Origin of the sequence: Sorangium sp. So ce367 (assembly GCF_051520455.1) — a bacterium.
Lineage (GTDB): Bacteria > Myxococcota_A > Polyangia > Polyangiales > Polyangiaceae > Sorangium > Sorangium cellulosum_B.
Window position 1 is genome coordinate 2,217,549 of sequence record NZ_CP150334.1, and the last position, 18,441, is coordinate 2,235,989.

Genomic DNA, 18,441 nt, shown 5'->3' on the forward strand with positions numbered 1-18,441 from the left:
GCTAGGCTCGCCGCCCTCGTCGCCCATGCTCCGCTCTCGACTGATGATCCTCGCCGCCGCGGTCCTCTGGTCCACCGGAGGGGCGGCCATCAAGCTGATCTCCCTCGACGGGTGGCAGGTCGCCTCGGCCCGCGCGTTCATCGCGGCGCTCGCGCTGGGCCTGGCCATGCCGGGCGCGCGCCGCCTCCCCTCGTGGCGCACGCTCGGCGTCGCGGCGATCTACGCCGCCGTCATGGTGCTGTTCGTGCAGGCCACCAAGCTGACGACGGCGGCGAACGCGATCTTCCTTCAGTCCACCTCGCCCGTGTACGTCCTTTTGCTCAGCCCCTGGCTGCTGGGCGAGCGGCCGTCGCGCGGCGAGAGGATCGCGGCCCCCATCTTCATCCTGGGCCTCGCGCTCTTCTTTTTAGATCAGCTCTCGGCGGGGCAGCTCCTCGGCAACGCCCTGGCGCTCCTCTCCGGGCTCGCGTTCGCGCTGTGCATCCTGAGGTTCCGCGCCGCTCCGGACGACAACCCCGCGATGCTCGTCTGGGGGAACGTCCTCGCGTGGCTCGGCGCGCTGCCGATGGCCCTGGGCGGCGCGGCCCGCCCGGGGCTCGTCGACCTCGGGCTCCTCGTGTTCCTCGGCGCGGTGCAGATCGGCGTGGCGACCGCCCTGTTCAGCCGCGGCATGCGCCACACGCCGGCCGTCGAGGCCTCGCTGCTGGTGCTCCTGGAGCCGGTGCTCAACCCGGTCTGGGCGCTCCTCCTCGTCGGGGAGCGCCCCGGGATCTGGTCGACCGTGGGCGGCGCCGTCCTCCTCGGCGCCACCGCCTGGCGGGTCCTGCTGGCGGCGCGCGCCACGCCGCAGCAAGCGCCGGCGCCGAGCAGAGGAGGATGAACGTCGAGGCGTGAACGCCGACGCGTGAACGTCGACGGGAGGGAGGAGGCTCGAGCCTGGCTGGATCAGGCCCGCCGCGGGGCGCGGCGAGCCGCTGGAACGGCGTCGCGGCCGCCTCGTGCGGCCGCGGCGCACCTCACTTCGCCTCGACCTTCACGTTGGCGTTCGCCTTGAAGCTCGCCTTCCCGCCCGCGCCGCCGCCGCTGTCGTCGTCCGCGGGCACGGTCGCCTTCAGCTCGAACGACGGCGGGGTGTTGGGATCGCACTCCGGCGGCGGCCCGAACCCGTCGGCGTTGAACTTCCACGCGAGCGACCCCGAGGCCGAGGGATCCTTCCGGATCGCCTTGATCTCCACCTCATGCTCCCCCGCGCGCGCCGGCGTGCAGTACGAGAGCAGGTAGAAGCGCTTCATGTGCGCCTCGATCTTCGCCGCGATCTTGTCGAACGACTCCTTGACCTTCGCCTGGTCCGCCGCGAGCTCGGTCCCGTCGCGCCCGATCTCGTCGAGGCGCGCCTTCTCGATCTCGGCGCCGACGCCGACGACGAAGATCTGGTAGTTCTCGTAGTCTTCCTTCTTGAGCTCGTTCAGCATGTCCTCGCGGCTCACGCGGTTCGCGCGATCGGTGCCGTCCGAGAAGACGACGAGCGTGCCGAACTTGAGGGGGCGCCGGTCCTTGTCGAGCTGCTTCTTGAGCTCCCGGATGCCCTCCACCACGCCGCCGTGGAGGTTCGTCGACGTGTCCTTCGGCTTGTAGCTGCGGAGCCCCTCGAGCCCGCCCTCGACCGAGCCCTGCGCCTCGGTGAACGGCACCACCGAGTGGATTTTTACCTCGCCGTCGAATGCGTAGACGCCGACCTTCTGGCTCTTGCCCACCCGATCGCTGAACGACTGCGCGGCGTCGACGAGGGCGTCGGCCTGACCCGACTCGGTGATGCTGCCGCTCATGTCGACGAGCAGCATCGTGTACATGACCGCCGCGACCTCGGGGTTCTGGATGGTCTGCTTGCTCTCGAACTTCGAGACGATCTCGCCGTCCTCGTAGATCTCGAAGTCCTCGGCCGTGAGGCCGCCCACCGGCTCGTCCTCGCCGGCATCGACGCTGAAGAACACCCAGACGTTGTTCGGCTTCTTCTGGGCGGAGTTGATCCGGGTCACCCGCAGCCCGCCGCCGCACGCCACGCTCGACAGAGCGAACAGGGCGGCGAGCAGGATCCGGAACGCTGGAGAACAAAGGAGGATTTTCACGCGCGCGATTAGCGCGCATCGGACGCCGCGATGTCAATTCGCTGCCGCAGGCGGCCCCCCTCCCGCGGCCGCCCCGCCGGGCGGGCGCGGCCGCGCCGGCGGGGGGAGGGCGGCACCCCACACCCCGATGCGCCGGCCGCGCCGCGCGCGGCGGCCCCGCGCGGCCTCGCCAGACGCGCGGCCCGCGCGGTCGCCTCGCCGATCGTGCAGGGAGGCGCTCGCGCTGGTTTACTCCGGGAGGGAGACCGCCGTACATAGCCCCGTGCGCGTCGAAAACCGCGCGCGTCGCCCCCGGGCGCTCAGCGAGTTGGTCTCCCCGGGCCGATTTCCGTTACCCTGTCGCCGCATGGCACGCATCCTGATCGTCGAGGACTCGCCGGCAATGCGAGCGTACATCCGCTCGACGCTGGAGGACCGCGTGCTGGGGCTCGCGGGCGACGTCGACATCGTGGAGGCCGTGAACGGCTTCGACGCGCTCCGGCTCCTGCCGCGCGGCGCGTTCGACCTCGTGATCACCGACATCAACATGCCCGACATCAACGGGCTCGAGGTGATCCGCTTCGTCCGGCAGAGCGACCGCTACCGGCACGTCGCGATCCTCATCATCTCCACGCAGGCGACCGAGCGAGACATCCAGCGCGGGCTCCGCCTCGGCGCCGACCGCTTCCTCCCGAAGCCGTTCACGCCGGAGGCCCTGCGCGACGCGGTGGTCGCGAGCCTCGAGGCGCGGGCCGAGGCGCCGCAGGCCGGCGCCTCCCCGTCCGCTGACGGCGCCCACGGCGCCGACGATCGCGCCTCCGCTGCCTCCCCGCGCGCGGAGGAGCCCGCGGCCCGCACCAAGCAGCCCGGCTCCGGCGAGGGAGGCGGCGGCTGATGGTCGACAGCGGCGATCGGGCGCGCGAAGAGTTCTTCTCGGAAGCGCAGGAGATCGTCGAGGGGCTCGGGCGCGACCTCCTCGCGCTCGACGAGGCGGTGCGGACCAACAAGGTCGACCCCGACGTCATCAACGACGTCTTCCGCGCCGTGCACACCCTGAAGGGGCTCGCCGGGCTCTTCGGCGCGACCCGGATGGCCACCCTCTCGCACGAGCTCGAGGAGCTGCTCGACAACCTCCGCCTCGGGCGCATCGAGGTCAGCGCGTCGGTCCTCGACCTCCTGTTCCGCAGCGTCGAGCTCTACGGGCGCATCCTCCAGAACGAGAAGGACGGGCGCGACGCGCCGATGCCCGAGGTCGACGACCTCCTGCGCCAGCTGCACCAGGACGCGGGCCCGAGCGCGGCCGGCCTCCCCGACGACAACTACGATCTCGATCCGGGGCTGCTCTCCGTGCTCACCGAGTACGAGGAGCACCGGCTGCGCACGAACATCGCGAGCGGGATGACCCTGTTCCGGCTCCGCGTGCAGTTCCACCTCGCCACGATCGATCAGGCCCTCGACGACCTGAAGATCACCGCGAAGCCGTACGGCGAGATCATCACCTACCTGCCGACCGGCGCGGGCGCGGACCAGGACTCGATCGAGCTCGACATCCTGATGGCCTCGCGCGCGCCGCTCGAGGAGCTCCAGCGCGCGCTGCACCAGGCCGGCGCCGCCGTCGAGGAGATCCCGCGGCGCAACAACAACGGCCACGGCCGGGTCGCCCCGCCGGGCATGCCGTCGATGTCCGCGGCGCTCCGGGGCGGCGCGCCGACCGGCGTGTCGCGGGCCGTCGACCTGACCGGCTCGATGTCGGCGGCGAGCCCGCCGTCGAGCGCGCGCGGCAACCGCAAGGGGGAGCTCAGCTCCATCCGCTCCGTCGCGCAGACGGTGCGGGTCGACATCCACAAGCTCGACCGGCTGATGAACATCGTCGGCGAGCTCGCCCTCGTCCGCTCCGCGCTCGGCCGCCTCGTCGAGCGGCTCCGCGCGGCGCCCACCGAGCGCGAGCTCTCCCTCGACCTCCACAGGCTGCAGCGCACGTTCGACAGGCACCTCGCCCAGATGCAGGCGGGCATCCTCGAGGTCCGGATGGTCCCGCTCGGGCAGGTCTTCGACAAGCTCGCGCGCGTCGTCCGCCAGATCAGCCGCGACGCCGACAAGCTCGTGAACCTCGTCATCACGGGCGCCGAGACCGAGGTCGACAAGCTCATCGTCGAGGAGCTCAGCGACCCGCTCATGCACATGATGCGCAACGCCATCGACCACGGCATCGAGTCGAAGAGCATGCGCGAGGCGGTGGGCAAGCCGGCGGTCGGCACGATCGCGCTGAACGCCTTCCAGAAGGGCAACCACGTCGTCATCGAGATCGAGGACGACGGCAAGGGCATCGACGTCGACAAGCTGCTCGACGCCGCCCTGCGCCGCGGCGTCATGACGCCGGAGGACGCGCGGACCACGAGCTACCGCGAGGTGCTGAACCTCATCTTCCAGCCGGGCATCTCGACCAAGACCGACGTCAGCGAGATCTCGGGGCGCGGCGTCGGGATGGACGTCGTGAAGACGAACATCAGCAAGCTCGGCGGCGTCATCGACGTGCACAGCGAGCCCGGCATCGGCACCAAGATGACGGTCACGCTGCCGATCACGCTCGCGATCATCAGCGCGCTCATCGTCCGGGTCGCCGACCGGCTGTTCGCGATCCCGCTGACCAACGTGCAGGAGGCGGTCGCGCTCGACGAGGCCACGGTGCGCCAGATCGACGGCCGCGAGATGATCACGCTGCGCAACAGCACGCTCCAGCTCTGCTACCTGGCGCGGCTCTTCGGCCTGAACGAGGAGGAGGAGCTCAGCGCGCGCATCGCCGGCCTGCTCGGCGGCGCGCGCGGCGGCTCGGCGGCGCGCGCCGCGGTGGGCGGCGGGCGCCGGGGCGACGGCGGCCGCGCGACGCTCGGGCTCCAGGGGGGCAGCAAGCGCAAGTACATCGTCGTCGCGTCGGTCGGCGCGCGCAGGCTGGGCCTCGTCGTGAGCACGCTCATCGGGCAGCAGGACGTCGTGATCAAGGCGCTCGGCCCGTCGCTCTCCTCGGTGCGCGGCTTCTCCGGCGCCACCGAGCTCGGCGACCAGCGCATCGCGCTCGTCCTCGACGCCCCCGCGCTCATCGAGGAGATCCTCCACGGTGGGGACCGGCAGCGCAGCGATCCGCGGAGCACCCATGGCTAACCTCACCCGAAGGCCCGCCCGGATACCGGTCTCGAAGCGGAACTCGCGCGCGCAGGCGAGCGGCCCGCGGACCGAGTACCTCGCGTTCACGCTCGCGGGCGACACCTACGCCGCGCCCGTCTCGCTCGTGCGCGAGATCCTGAAGCCGCCCCCGCTCACCCCGGTGCCGCGCGCGCCGGACTCGACGATGGGCATCGTCAGCGTGCGCGGGCAGCTCGTCACCGTCATCGATCTGCGGCGGCGGATGCGGCTGCACGAGAGCGCGGCGCAGCGGCGGGCGCGCATCCTGCTCGTCGACGCGGCGAACGGCGAGACGCTCGGCCTCTTCGTCGACGAGGTCCAGCAGGTCTACCGGCTCGCCGACGCCGAGATCGAGCACGCCGCGACGGCGCTCGGGGGGGACGTGGCGGGCTACATCGCCGGCATCGCCCGGCCCATGCACGGGGCGAGCGCGTCGGATGGCACCCAGGGCGAGGCGCAGCCGCGCGTCATCATCCTGCTCGACCTGCAGGCCATACTCGCGTCCTAACGGACGATTCGTCCGCGCCCGGGCGGCTCGTAGAGCCCGGGCGCTCGGAGGCTCAGATGCCGTTGACTGGAGAGCGCAGCCGTCCCGACCCGCAGAAGAGCCTCGTCGGCTTTGTGGTCGGCGACGTCCACTACGCGATCGACATCACGCGGGTCCGCGAAATCGTGAATCCGCTCGAGGTGACCACGCTGCCGCACACGCCCCCCGAGGTCGCCGGCGTCGCGAACCACCGCGGCGAGGTGGTGCCGGTCATCGAGCTCCGCGTGCGCTTCGGGCTGCCTCCGGTCGATCCGACCCGGAGCACCAAGTGGATCCTTGTCGACGTGGGGACGCATACGGTGGGGCTCGTGGTCGACGCGGTGACGGAGGTCTTCGGGACGAGCGGCGATTACCGGCCGACGCCGCCGGTGGGCGGCAGCAGCGATCTGCGCGGCATCACGGGGGTGACGACCCACGACGAGCGGATGATCTTCGTGCTCGACGTCGGGCGCTTCATCGAGCTCGCCCTCGCGCTCGCCGCGTCGGGCGCCCTCCTGGAGGCCCCGTGAGCCGCGCGTTCGACGATCTGGGTCCGTTCGAGGGCCCGCGCGCGGGCGACGCGGGCTCCTGGCCGGCCGAGCCCGAGTCCATCTCGCCCAGCGTGCGGAGCACGCCGATGCCGATAGCCGTCATCGCCGCGGCGCTCTCCGCGGACGACGCCGAGGAGCGCCGCCAAGCGGCCGCGCGGCTCGGCAGGGCCGACGTCGTCGAGGCGTTGCCGCTGCTGCTCCGCGCGCTCGGCGATCCCGACTGGCGCGTCCGCAAGGAGGCGACCTACGCCTGCCACCGGCTGATCCAGGCCGCGCCCGCCTCCGCGCCGGCGCAGGCCGCCGAGGGGGAGCGGCCGGCGTCACCCGGCGCCGGCGTGGAGCGCGAGCGACCGTCGGCCCCGCAGCTCCTCGTCGAGGCGCTCCTCGACGCGCTCCAGAAGAGCGAGGACGTCGGCCTGAGGAACGCGGCCATCGAGGTGCTCGGCTACTGCGGCCGCGACGCCACGCCGGCGCTCGTCGACGCGCTCGGCGCGCTCGCGGGGGACGAGCGCAAGCTCGTCGTCGACGCGCTCGGCCGCACGCGCGACCCGGCGGCGCTCGACCCGCTCTACGCCGCGCTCGCCGAGCAGGACGACAACCTGCGGCAGAGCGCGATCGAGGCGATCGCCGGGATGGGGCTCATCGCGCGCGAGCGGGTGACGGACATCCTGTACGAGCGGCTCTCCGATCGGGATCGCTTCGTGCGGCTGACCTCGCTGAACGGGCTGAACGGGCTCGAGGCGCCGGTGCCGTGGCGGGTGCTCTCGTCGCTCATCGACGACCCGATCCTGCGGCCGGCGGCGCTGGTCGCCGCGGCGCTCGCGGAGAGCCCGGAGGCGCCGCGGGCGCTCTGCGCGGCGCTCGCGACGGCGCGGGGCGGCGCGTTCGCGCAGCTCGTCCGGGCGCTCGCGCGGCTCGCCGAGGGGCCGCTCGCGTCGCACGCGGTGGACGCGCTCCGGGCGGCGCCGCCCGAGGTGGGCGCCCGCCTCGTGCAGGCCGCCTCCGCCGCGCCGGGCTCGGGCGGCGCGGAGCCCCCGTCGTGGCGCGGCGGAGGCGCGGATCCGGTGAGCGGGCGCGCCCAGGCGCTCTTGCTCGCGGCGATGGCGCGCGCCCCGGGCGCGGCCGACGCCGCGGTGCAGGCCATGATCGAGCCCGCGCTCGTCGAGACGGCGCAGCGTGCGCTGGGGCTGCTCGGCGCGGAGGCGCTGCCCGCGGTGCTGTCCTACCTCGAGCGCCACATCGATCCCGACCCGGATCTCTGGGAGGGCGTCGACGACGCGACGGCCGCGCTCCTCGACGGCGCCGTGGCGATCGCGGAGCAGGGCGGGCGCGAGGGCACGCTCTCGGGCGAGCGGCCCGCGATCGACGCGACGCTCGCCGAGCTGCTCGGCGCGGTGCGGCGGTCGGTCCGGAGCCCCTCGACGCTCGTGGCGACCAGCGCGCTCTACGGGCTCGCGAAGATCGGGGCCGCTGTCGACTTCCCGCTCATCGTGTCGCAGACGCGCGCGATCTCGCTGCCGGTGGCGCGCGCGGCGGAGAGCGCGCTCGCGGGGCTCACGGAGCGCTACCCCGGGACGGCGCGCGAGCTCGCGCGCGGGCTCGCGCTGACGGAGGAGACCCACCTCGCGGCGGCGATCGTGATCGAGGCGCTCGGCGACGCGGAGCCGGAGGAGATCGCGTTCCTCACGAGCGCCGCGTCGGCGGGGGACGTGCGCGCGCGCCGCGCGGCCGTGACCGCGATCGCGGCGGCGGCGGGCGTCTCTGCGCTCGACGTGCTGAGCGTCTCCCTGGCCGACGAGGAGCGCGAGGTCCGGCTCGCCGCGGCGCGCGCGCTGGGCCGGCTGTACGCGTCGCTCCCGGACCGCGCGAGCGACGAGCGGGCGCGCGCGCGCGAGCTGCTCGGGCTGGTGCGCGCGTCGGGGGAGCCCGATCTCATCGCGGCCGCGGCGCAGGGGGGCGCGCCGTTCCGCTCGGATCCTCCCTGGGGCGACGCCGCGGAGCGGCTGAGCGCGCCCGGGGCGATCGACGGCGGTGAGGCCCCGGCGTCCCCCTCGGGGATGACCGGCGGGCCGCCGTCGGGGAAGGTGCTGTGAACCGGCGGCGGGACGACGAGATCCGCCTCTTGCCTGACGAGTTCCAGAGGCTGCGTGACCTGTTCAACAAGCACTGTGGGCTCCAGTTCGGGCCCGAGGCGCGCACGTCGATGGAGCGCCGGCTGCGCGAGCGGGTGGTCGAGCTCGGGCTCTCGTCGTTCGCGCAGTACTACGAGTACCTGCGCTTCCACAGCCGCGGGCGCGCCGAGCTCGACGAGGCGCTCGAGCTCATCACGGTCAACGAGACGTATTTCTTCCGCGAGGACTACCAGCTGCGCGCGCTCATGACCGAGCTCGTGCCCATGATCGTCAAGGCGGGGGGCGCCAGGGGCCGGCTGTCCATCTGGAGCGCGGGCTGCTCGACGGGCGAGGAGGTCTACTCGATCGCGATCGCCGCGCGGGAGTCGGGCGCCGCGGAGCGCCGCGAGGTCCGCATCTTCGGCAGCGACATCTCCCGCCGCTGCGTGATCGCGGCGCGCAGGGGGGTGTACGGCGCCTCGTCGTTCCGCGTGACGCCGCCCGAGCTCAAGCGGCGCTACTTCGTGGAGCGGCCGGACGGGTTCCACGTGGCGGACGAGCTGCGGACGCTCTGCCAGTTCGGCCACCTGAACCTGCTCGACTCGTCGCGCGCGGCGGTGGTCGGGCGCGTGGACGTCATCTTTTGCCGCAACGTCCTTATTTATCTGGACGAGGAGTCGCGGCGCCGCGTGATCGACATCTTCTACGAGCGCCTCTCGTCCGGCGGGTTCCTCCTGCTGGGCCACTCCGAGTCGCTCCTGAACGTCACGACCGCGTTCGAGCTCGTGCACCTTCGGGAGGATCTCGTGTACCGCAAGCCGGCGGCCACGCTGCGTCTCGGGATCCCGGAGATCTCGCCCGATCGGGGCGGCCCGGAGCGGGGCGGCGGGGAGGAGGGCGGATGAGGCGCCGACGAAGTCGAGGCTGCGCAGGCGACGGTTGGTCCCATGGCGCTCCGGGTGGGGTAGAATGAACCTCCGGCGGAAGGTTTTGCGCTCATGACATTCGCTCCCCTGCGCGTGCTCGTCGTCGACGACTCCGCGTACAACCGGCGCAACATCGCCGAAATCTTGAGCGGAAGCGACGAGATCGAGGTCGTGGGCAAGGCCGGTGACGGCGACGACGCGCTCCGTCAAGCCGCGCAGCTCCGGCCGGACGCGATCACGCTGGATCTCGAGATGCCGCGCATGGACGGCTTCACCTTCCTCCGCATCCTGATGGCGAGGCAGCCGACGCCCGTCATCATCGTCTCGAGCTACAGCCACAAGGAGAACGTCTTCAAGGCGCTCGAGCTGGGCGCCGTCGACTTCGTGGCGAAGCCGGACCGGCAGTTCACGGCGGACGCGCAGATCCGGCGGGAGATCATCCAGAAGGTCCTGCTGGTGCGCTACCTCCGCCCCCGGTCTCCGATGCCCGCCGCGCCGGCCCCGGCGCGGCCGGCGCAGCCTGCGTCGCCGCGCGCGGTGCAGGAGTCGTCGCGGCTCGGCGTCTCGCTGCGCCACCTCGTCGCGGTCGGCTCGTCGACGGGCGGGCCCACGGCGCTCCTCGAGATCTTCAACCGGATCCCGGATCGTTTCCCCGGCGCGATCTTCATCGCGCAGCACATGCCGGACAAGTTCACCCGCACGTTCGCGGAGCGGCTCGATCGGAAGGGCGGCCTCCGGGTGGTCGAGGCGCAGAACGGCGAGCAGGTGGTGGCCCGCAAGGCCTATGTGTGCCCGGGTAGGATGTGCATGGAGATCGCGGTGACGCCGGGCAGCGGGGTCGGGTTGAGCGGCGACATCCGGATCCGGGTGGGGGCGCCGGCGCCTGGGGATCGGTACGTTCCGAGCGCGGACCGGCTGTTCCGGAGCGTGGCGCAGGTGGGCGGCAGCCGCGCGGTGGGCATCATCCTGACGGGGATGGGCGACGACGGGGTGAACGGCGCGCGGGCGGTCCGCGCGGCCGGGGGCACGGTGGTGGCCGAGAGCGAGGACTCGGCGGTGGTCTACGGCATGCCCGGGGCTGCGGTGCGGGCCGGCGTCGTGAACGAGAGCCTGCCGTTCACAGCGATCGGCGACTTCATCGCGTTGCTGTCCTGAGGTGAGCTGGGTTCCAGCGGGCAGCCAAAGTTGACCCCTCGGGCGCATCGTGAGACAGGTCGGTCCCTGACATGCGGATCCGACGCGCCGCACGCAGGCTTGTATGTCTTGGCTGGTTGGCCGCCCTTTCGGGCGTCGCTTTCGACGGCCTTGCGGAGCCTCCTTCGGAGGTAGCGGCGCCTGCGGCCGGTGCGAAGGCGGAGCCGGCAAAGGCGGAGCCCGCGAAGGCCGACGCGAAGAAGGCGGAGCCGGCGAAGGCAGAGCCGGCAAAGGCCGACGCGGCGAAGGCGGAGCCGGCGAAGGTCGACGAGGCGAAAGCGGCGCCCGCGAAGGCGGAGCCTGCGAAGGCCGACGCGAAGAAGGACGGGCCGGCCGAGGGCAAGGCGGAGAAGCCGGCGCCGGTCAGGGTGGCGGCCGTGTCGGGCGGGAAGGGCGGTGCGAAGAGCGCGGCCAAGGCGCCGGCGAAGGCCGCCGCGCGATCGAAGCCGTCGAAGAAGGGCGCGGCGAAGAACACGCGCAAGCCGGGGGAGCCGGGCGCGCCGGACGAGGCGGCGCGGCGGGTCATCGCCGGCACAGCGACGCCGGCGGGGGCGAGCACCGGCGAGTCGCCCGAGCTCCGCACGCTGCGCGCGATCGACCTGGCGCTGTTTCCCGGCGCGGCCCCGAGCGCCGGGCCCGCGTGGCCTGTCGACGGCACGCTCCTGCTCGGCGCGGGCGAGCCGCGCCTCGAGGTCTCCGGCCTGCCGCCCGCGGGCCTGCCCGCCCCGCTGGCGGAAGCGGAGGAGACCCGCGACATCTCCTGGCTGCGTCAGCTCGAGCTGCCCGAGATCCCTGTCCGCTGGGACGGCCGGGTGGTGCGCTACCTCGAGTACTACAAGGACGACCCGCGCGGCCGCTCCGCCGTGGTCACGTGGATCAAGAAGAGCGGCCGCTACGGCGCCGCCATCCGCCGCGTCCTCCGCGAGCAGGGGCTGCCGGAAGATCTCCTCTGGCTCTCGCTCGTCGAGAGCGGCTTCGACCCGACCATCCACTCCCCGGCCGGCGCGGCAGGCCTCTGGCAGTTCATGCCGGAGGGCGCGCGCATCTATGGCCTCACCGTCGACCGCTGGGTCGACGAGCGCCTGGATCCAGAGCGATCCACCTTGGCGGCGGCGCGGTACCTCTCGGATCTGCGGCGGCGTTTCGGCGGCTGGGAGCTCGCGTTCGCGGCGTACAACATGGGGTACGGGGGGCTGCTCGCGTCGATCCGGAAGTACAACACGAACGACTTCTGGGAGCTGTCGCGGCTCGAGGCGGGGATGCCGCTCGAGACGGCGCTCTATGTGCCGAAGATCCTCGCGATCGCGATCGTGGCGCGGAACCCGGCGGTGTTCGGCTGCGACGACGTGGAGCTCGATCCGGCGGTGACGTTCGACAAGATCTCGCTGGGCTCCGGGGTGTCGCTGCAGGCGGTGGCGGCGGCCTCGGGCGCGGCGGCGCCGGAGATCGAGGCGCTCAACCCGCAGCTCGTGGCGAAGCGCACGCCGCCGTCGCCGGTGGACGCGAAGGAGCAGGCGCGCTGGGAGGTCCGGGTGCCCGCGGGCGCGGGGGCGCGCGCGGCGAAGTCGATGCCGAAGCTCCTGGAGCGCGAGCCGAAGCTCGAGCGCTACCTGGTTCGCTGGGGCGAGTCGCTCGACGACATCGCGACGTTCCGGGGGACGACGCGGTGGACGCTGCAGACGTTGAACGGCCTGCGGGCGGGCGAGCCGGTGCGTCCCGGGGCGCTGCTGTTCGTCCCGGCGGCGGAGGGCGTCGGGGCGGCGGCGGCCGAGCACCTGCTCGCGAGCGGCGCGCCGCTCTCGTCGGAGGGGAAGCCGGTCGTGGTGGTCCCGGCGCAGCGCTTCTCCTACGAGGGGCGCCGGCGGGTGTTCTATCGGGTGGTCGCGGGCGACGCGCTGCGGGATCTGGCGGCGGTGCTCTCGGTGACGCCCGACGAGATCTGCCGCTGGAACACGCTGGCGCCTGGGGCGTCGCTCCATGAGGGGATGACGCTCCAGCTGTTCGTCCCGAGGTCGCAGCGCCACGACGGCGTGTTCCTGCTCGACGAGGGCGGCGCGCGCGTCATCGAGGTCGGCTCGGAGGAGTTCTTCGCGCACTTCGAGGGGCTGAAGGGGCGGAAGCGCATCGAGATCGCGGTGCGAGAGGGGGATTCGTTCAGCAAGATCGCGAGCCGGTACGGCCTCAGCGTCGGCAGCCTGGAGCGGATCAACCAGCGCTCGCGGCGGAGCCCGCTGATGCCCGGGGATCGGCTGGTGGTGTACGTGCCGACCTCGCGACCGGACGACCCGGCGCCGGTCGAGCCGCGCGAGGATGAGGTCCGCGTGGCGTCGGCTCAGGCCGCGGGCGCGGTGGACGACGGCGACAAGGCGGCGGCCGAGCCGGTGAAGCCGGCGGTGCTGCTGACGCCGGTGGCGCCCGTCGAGGCGGGCGCGGGCGAGGGGAAGCCCGGCGGCGCGGGGGCGGCGGGCGCGGGCGACCTGGCCGGAGCGAGGCCGGAGGAGAAGAAGGCCGCCGAGGGCGAGAAGAAGCCGGCGGCGGGCGGAGGGGACGACAAGAAGCCCGCGGCGCGTGGCGCCGCCGAGCCGCAGCCGGCGGGGCGCGCCAAGGGGGCGCAGGACAAGGAGAAGCCCGCGTCTGGCGCTGGCACCGCGCTGTGAGGTCCGGGTGAGCTCGGGCTTCCAGGGGGCGAGACCCCCCGCGTCGTGGTCTCAGGTCTTGCCAGAGGGCGTCGCCCCGGTTTCGTCTCGCCCGTGGACGCCGGCGGGCGGGCTCGTCGCCTCCACGGCGGTGAACGGTTCGATGATCTTGTAGACGTGCGACGCCCCCTTGGGCACCGTCCAGGAATCGCCCGGCTCGAGGCGCACCATCTGCCCCTCGATGAGCAGCTCGGCCCGCCCAGCGATGACGAACCCCACGGTCTCGTAATCCCGCGTGGTCGGCTGTTTGGCGTCGCCTGGCGGCTCGCGTTCCCAGAGCCGCATCGAGACCTGGATCCCGGAGGCCAGGTATTTTTGTCCCATCTGGCCTGTCGGAGAGCGGCCGGAGGAGACCTTCATGACGGTTGTGTCGCTCATGTGCGCCTCGCTTTCCTCCTCGGAGTGATCCGTCGGATTGGGCGACGAGCGTGGGTCCGGTCCTGGATGGATCGAATCGGGCTTCTCCCTCTTTCCTCGTCGGTTTTCTTCGTGCGTTCGTCCTTGCAGGGAACGTATCGCGCCAGGGAGATCTGCTGTAGGATGCCCGCACAGGAGGCTGTCCCGTGGACCTGGGGACCGGATGTCATGTCGCACGGGCGCGGGGGGGTGACGGATCGCGCGGCGCGAGCGCTGGGCGGCGGGGGCGTCGCGGGTGCGCCGTGGCTCGCCTCGCTCTGCCGGTCGCGTCCGTCCGTGCGCGCTCCGTGACGGCGGGGCGCGCCGCGCTTCCGGAAAGCCGATGATGCCCTCGCCGAAGAGCTCGACATTGCTCGCGTCCGGTGTGCTGATCGACAGGAAGTACCGGCTCCTGCGCCAGATCGGCGAGGGGGCGATGGGCGTGGTCTGGGCGGCGGTGAACGTGGCGACGGCCCGCGAGGTGGCGCTGAAGCTGATCCACCGGCCGGAGACCGAGTTCCGGCTGCGGCTGCAGCGCGAGGCGCGCAACTGCGGGGCGCTGCGGCACCGGAACGTCATCGACATCTACGACATGGGGGAGACCGAGGCCGGGGAGCCGTTCCTGGTGATGCAGCTGCTCACGGGGGAGACCGTGGCCGAGCTGCTCGCGCGGCGGCGCCGGCTCGACCCGCCCGTGGCGGCGTCGATCGGGCGAGACGTGGCGAGGGGGCTCGCGGCGGCGCACGCGATGCACATCATCCACCGCGATCTGAAGCCGGCGAACATCTTCCTGCACCGCGAGCCGGACATGGACGAGCCGGTGGTGAAGGTGCTCGATTTCGGGGTCGCCAAGAACCTCTCGGTCAACGACGGCCTGCACACGGTGCAGGGCGGCGCGGTCGGGTCGCCGCTCTACATGAGCCCGGAGCAGGTGAGGGCCGAGCCGAACGTCGATCACCGGGCCGACATCTGGGCGCTCGGCGTCGTGCTGTTCGAGATGCTGACGGGCATGCGCCCGTTCCAGGGGGACGCGCAGGCGGTGTTCATGGGGATCTTGACCGGCGAGATCCCCACCGTGTCCAAGTATCTGAGGCGGGTGGACCAGGGGCTCGTCGACCTGATCGCCCGCTGCATGCGCAGGGATCGCGCGGACCGGATCGGCTCTGCGGCGGAGGTCGCCGCGCTGCTCGATCGGTACGCGGAGCGCGGCGCGGGTCCGGGCAGGGACGCGGCGCTGCGGCAGTCGTCGCCGGACGGGCGGGGGGCGCCCCCGGACGAGGACGTGGACGGCGGCTGGGAGGAGTCGCAAGGCGGCACGGTGGCGCTCGCGGCGCAACCTGGGTTGGCGCTCGCGGCGCAACCTGCGTCGGTGGCGCAACCCGGGTCGGCGCTCGCGGCGCCGCCTGCGTCGGTGGCGCAACCCGCGTCGGTGGGGAACCGGTCGGGGAGCGTCGAGGGGGGCGCGGGAGCGCTGCCGCTGGCGCTGCTCGGTGGGGGGCCGCGGGCCCCGGTTCCGGTGCAAGAGTCGCCAGAGGCGCACAGGTCGCTGGGGCCGGGGCAGGGGGCTGCGGGGCCAGCGTCGGGCATGAGCCGCGTGGTGGATGGGGGGCCAGCGTCGGGCGCCGGCCATGCGGCGGGCGCGGTTCCTCGGCGTCCGGGCAGCTCGGGCCAGCACCTGGCCGCGGCGTCCGTGGTGCGCGCGCTGCGGGAAGAGGACGTGGCGACCTTGCCCCTCACGCGGCGGAACGCGGATGCGGCAGGGGCCGCGGGGCCGCGCGCCGGGTCGGGGGCCTATCCGGCGGCGGGGCCTGCCGCCGCTGCGCCTCGGCCGCCGTCGGCGTCGGTGGCGGCGTTTGCAGCGCCGGAGCCGTCCCAGGCGAGCGCGGCGCCAGCCGCTCCGGTGCAGCCTGCGCCCGTGGCGGCGCCGCAGCAGGGCTCCTGGGCGATGACGGTGCGCATGAACGCGCCGCCGATGCCCGAGCCAGGGGCGGGGCCGGGTGGCCTCGGCCCTGCTGGCGCGCTGCCGCCCGGAGGCCTCGCGGCGCCGTCGAACTGGAGCTCGGCAGCGGCCGCGAGGCTCGGCCCGGAAGCGGGCGCGAGCGCCTCGGACTCCAGGTCGGGCGCGTCCACGGCGACGGGCGCGCCGCGCCAGGCCGGGAGCTCGTCGACGACCCCGCTCGTCTCGAACCACCCGTCGGTCCATCAGGTCGGGGCGCACCAGGCCCAGGACGCTCAGGAGCGGGCCCCGCACGGCGGCGAACCGAGGCGCAAGCGTACGGCCGCGACGCTCGCGATCGTGGCTGCTGCGCTGTCGCTGATCGTCGTGGGGATGCTCATCTCGCTGAGGTCGCCGGAGACGTCGTCGGCCGCGCCGGAAGTGTCCGGGAGCGCGATGCCGTCGCTGGACCGCGCCGGAGGAGACACGGTCGCCCCGCCGGAGCGCGGGGGAGCCCCGCCGCGGACCGAGGAGCTCCCGGCGCAGGACCCCTCGGCGCCACCCGCGGAGGCGCCGCCGGGCTCCTCGGCGCTGGCGCCGCCGGGCTCCTCGGCGCTGGCGCCGCCGGGCTCCTCGGCGCTGGCGCCGCCCGTGCCCTCGGCGCCGAGCGCCCTTCCGACGAGCAGCGCGGCCGGCGCGTCGGCGCCGGGCGGCGGCGCGGGCACGGCGCCGGGGACGGCGAGCGGCGCGAAGCCGGGCAGCTCGACGCTCGGGGCGCCTCCCGCGACATCGCAGCCCGCGAAGGCTGCTCCTGCGCCATCCGCGGCCTCGTGCGCTCATCTCCGGTTCTTGGCGAAGAAGCAGTGCGAGGCGAAGCTCAAGAAATAGACTCGGCCTCTCCGCGGCTCGGGCCGCCCCTCCCGAGATGACGTCACGGTAGCGCCGCGATTCCTGGGCAGCGACGACGTGGCCGCGATGACGTGCGATGAGCGCGTGCCCACACCGGAAGCGCCGGAGCCGGCTTCGCGCTCTGCGAGCCCGGCCAGCAGCTTTTCTTGACGGTGCGCTGCCTCACCTGCGACACTTCTTCGAAGCACCGTCGACCTGCTGCCACGTCCGTCCTCCAGCGAGACCACCCCATGCAGTCCCCTTCGGCTCTTGCCGCGCCGCCGCCAGGTGCGCTCATTGGCGGCAAATACCGCCTTCTTCGGCGGATCGGCGAAGGGGCGATGGGCGTCGTCTGGGCAGCGCACAACGAGGCTACCTCCCGGGAGGTCGCGCTCAAGCTGCTGGTGCGGCCCGACCCGGAGCTCCGCGTCCGGCTGCTGCGGGAGGCGCGCGCCTGCGGCGCCGTGAGCCACCGGAACATCGTCGATATCTACGATGTTGCCGAGACGGAGAACGGCGATCCGTTCCTCGTCATGCCCCTGCTCTCCGGCGAGACGCTCTCGTCCTTGCTCAAGCGCAAGCGCAAGCTGGAGATCCACGATGCCTCGCGCATCGCTCGGGACATCGCGCGTGGCCTCTCCGCCGCGCACGAGCGGGGCATCATCCACCGCGACCTGAAGCCGTCCAACATCTTTCTCCACACCGAGCCTGGCGAGGGCGATGCCATCGTCAAGATACTCGACTTCGGCGTGAGCAAGTTCCTCGCGGGTCCTCAACAGGTGAAGACCGCGACAGGCATCCTCATCGGCTCGCCGGCGTACATGAGCCCGGAGCAGGTGCGGGCGCAGAGCGATATCGATACTCGCGCTGACCTCTGGGCGCTCGGCGTGGTGATGTTCGAGATGCTCACGAGCAGGCGGCCCATCGAGGGCAAGGCGCATGAGCTCCTGAGAAACGTGCTGCACGGCGACATCCCGGCGGTGTCCCAGTTCGTCTGGCAGATCGATCCCGGCCTCGATGCCCTCGTGACGCAGTGTCTCCAGCGCGATCGCGAGAAGCGACCGCGCTCGGCGGCCGATGTCGCGGCGGCGCTCGAGCCGTTCGTCACGCCGTCGGCGCCGCAGCGCGTGCCCTCGAGGTCGGGGTCGTCGCCGGAGCTGCGGCACGAGATCCCGCAGCAGCTCGGGCGAGGGTCGTGGGGTGGGGCCGCTCCCGGGCGGTCGCCGACGCCGGCGACCGGGACGCCGCTCCCGGCGTCGATGGCGCATCTGCAGTCCCCGCAGGGACACCCTCCTGGGCGGTCGCCGACGCCGGCGACCGGGACGCCGCTCCCGGCGTCGATGGCGCATCTGCAGGCCCCGCAGGTACACCCGATCACGCCGGTGTCGGGGCCGCGCGGGGCGGTCGCGTCGCTGCAGCAGCCGGCGGCGGGCGCGTGGCCGGGGCAGCCGGCGGCGGGCGCGTGGCCGGAGCAGCCGGCGGCGGGCGGGGCGGCGACACCGGGGCATCGGGAGCGGATGGCGAGCAATCCTCTGCTGGGGGACCGCGGGACCCTCAAGATGTCACCGGAGCAGGCGGCCGCCTATCGATCAGCGGCCAGCGCGTCCAGCGCGTCGCTCGCGCGTCCGGCCGCTCCCCTCGGAAAGGCGCTGTCGTTCGGCGGCACGGTGCCGCTCGATCCGCTCCCCGAGCCGAAGAGGCCGCCGCCTGCGCCCGCCCGCTCGCCTGTCGTGTGGATCGCGATGGCCGTGGTCGCGGCGGCGCTCCTCCTGGGGATCGGGATGGCCGCGGGGTATCTCTTGCGGCGCAGCGAGGTGGAGCGCCCGAGGGACCCCGGCGGAGAGCGTGCTACCTTCCGCGTCGCCCTCTCGTTTGCGCTAGGTAAAGCGACCTCGCCCGCCGCGGCGACGCGCCTCGACCCACCCTGCTGAG

Annotated in this window: 13 protein-coding genes; 11 read left to right on the forward strand and 2 right to left on the reverse strand. The window is 73.3% G+C overall.

Annotated elements, in window-relative coordinates:
- Positions 1 to 43: 43 nt before the first annotated feature.
- Complete coding sequence (locus WME97_RS08520; RefSeq protein ID WP_437551013.1) at positions 44 to 880, forward strand: DMT family transporter; 837 nt, start codon at positions 44 to 46, stop codon at positions 878 to 880.
- A gap of 136 nt (positions 881 to 1,016) precedes the next feature.
- Here the strand turns inward: WME97_RS08520 and WME97_RS08525 are convergent, their stop codons facing one another.
- The gene (locus WME97_RS08525; RefSeq protein ID WP_437551015.1) at positions 1,017 to 2,126 is read right to left on the reverse strand and encodes a VWA domain-containing protein; all 1,110 of its coding nucleotides are present in this window, start codon (positions 2,124 to 2,126) and stop codon (positions 1,017 to 1,019) included.
- Between the two features lie 346 nt (positions 2,127 to 2,472).
- Between WME97_RS08525 and WME97_RS08530 the strand changes: the two genes are divergently transcribed.
- The 8 genes from WME97_RS08530 to WME97_RS08565 all read left to right on the forward strand — a co-directional run bounded on the left by WME97_RS08530 (position 2,473) and on the right by WME97_RS08565 (position 13,250).
- The gene (locus WME97_RS08530; RefSeq protein ID WP_437551017.1) at positions 2,473 to 3,000 is read left to right on the forward strand and encodes a response regulator; all 528 of its coding nucleotides are present in this window, start codon (positions 2,473 to 2,475) and stop codon (positions 2,998 to 3,000) included.
- The gene (locus WME97_RS08535; protein WP_437551019.1) at positions 3,000 to 5,264 is read left to right on the forward strand and encodes a chemotaxis protein CheA; all 2,265 of its coding nucleotides are present in this window, start codon (positions 3,000 to 3,002) and stop codon (positions 5,262 to 5,264) included. Before WME97_RS08530 ends, WME97_RS08535 begins: the two co-directional genes overlap by 1 nt.
- Positions 5,257 to 5,793: a chemotaxis protein CheW gene (locus WME97_RS08540; RefSeq protein ID WP_012234230.1), complete on the forward strand. Its 537-nt coding sequence runs from the start codon at positions 5,257 to 5,259 to the stop codon at positions 5,791 to 5,793. Before WME97_RS08535 ends, WME97_RS08540 begins: the two co-directional genes overlap by 8 nt.
- Before the next feature lie 56 nt (positions 5,794 to 5,849).
- On the forward strand, positions 5,850 to 6,341 hold the full coding sequence (locus WME97_RS08545) for a chemotaxis protein CheW (protein WP_012234231.1): 492 nt from the start codon (positions 5,850 to 5,852) through the stop codon (positions 6,339 to 6,341).
- Complete coding sequence (locus tag WME97_RS08550; RefSeq protein WP_437551021.1) at positions 6,338 to 8,455, forward strand: HEAT repeat domain-containing protein; 2,118 nt, start codon at positions 6,338 to 6,340, stop codon at positions 8,453 to 8,455. Before WME97_RS08545 ends, WME97_RS08550 begins: the two co-directional genes overlap by 4 nt.
- A complete protein-coding gene (locus WME97_RS08555; protein WP_437551023.1) occupies positions 8,452 to 9,378 on the forward strand; it encodes a CheR family methyltransferase in 927 nt (308 codons plus the stop codon). Before WME97_RS08550 ends, WME97_RS08555 begins: the two co-directional genes overlap by 4 nt.
- Before the next feature lie 93 nt (positions 9,379 to 9,471).
- Complete coding sequence (gene cheB / locus WME97_RS08560; protein ID WP_012234234.1) at positions 9,472 to 10,554, forward strand: chemotaxis-specific protein-glutamate methyltransferase CheB; 1,083 nt, start codon at positions 9,472 to 9,474, stop codon at positions 10,552 to 10,554.
- A 116-nt stretch (positions 10,555 to 10,670) separates the two neighbouring features.
- Positions 10,671 to 13,250, forward strand: a complete 2,580-nt coding sequence (locus tag WME97_RS08565) for a transglycosylase SLT domain-containing protein (RefSeq protein WP_437551025.1) — start codon at positions 10,671 to 10,673, stop codon at positions 13,248 to 13,250.
- A gap of 51 nt (positions 13,251 to 13,301) precedes the next feature.
- Here WME97_RS08565 and WME97_RS08570 read toward each other — a convergent pair whose 3' ends face one another.
- Positions 13,302 to 13,667 carry a cupin domain-containing protein gene (locus WME97_RS08570; RefSeq protein ID WP_437551027.1) on the reverse strand — a complete coding sequence of 122 codons (366 nt, stop codon included), beginning with the start codon at positions 13,665 to 13,667 and terminating at the stop codon, positions 13,302 to 13,304.
- A gap of 361 nt (positions 13,668 to 14,028) precedes the next feature.
- Here WME97_RS08570 and WME97_RS08575 point away from each other — a divergent pair, with 361 nt between their 5' ends.
- Together WME97_RS08575 and WME97_RS08580 are read left to right on the forward strand one after the other, a co-directional pair.
- On the forward strand, positions 14,029 to 16,509 hold the full coding sequence (locus tag WME97_RS08575; RefSeq protein ID WP_437551029.1) for a protein kinase domain-containing protein: 2,481 nt from the start codon (positions 14,029 to 14,031) through the stop codon (positions 16,507 to 16,509).
- A gap of 251 nt (positions 16,510 to 16,760) precedes the next feature.
- Positions 16,761 to 18,440 carry a protein kinase domain-containing protein gene (locus WME97_RS08580; protein WP_437551031.1) on the forward strand — a complete coding sequence of 560 codons (1,680 nt, stop codon included), beginning with the start codon at positions 16,761 to 16,763 and terminating at the stop codon, positions 18,438 to 18,440.
- Position 18,441 lies beyond the last annotated feature (1 nt).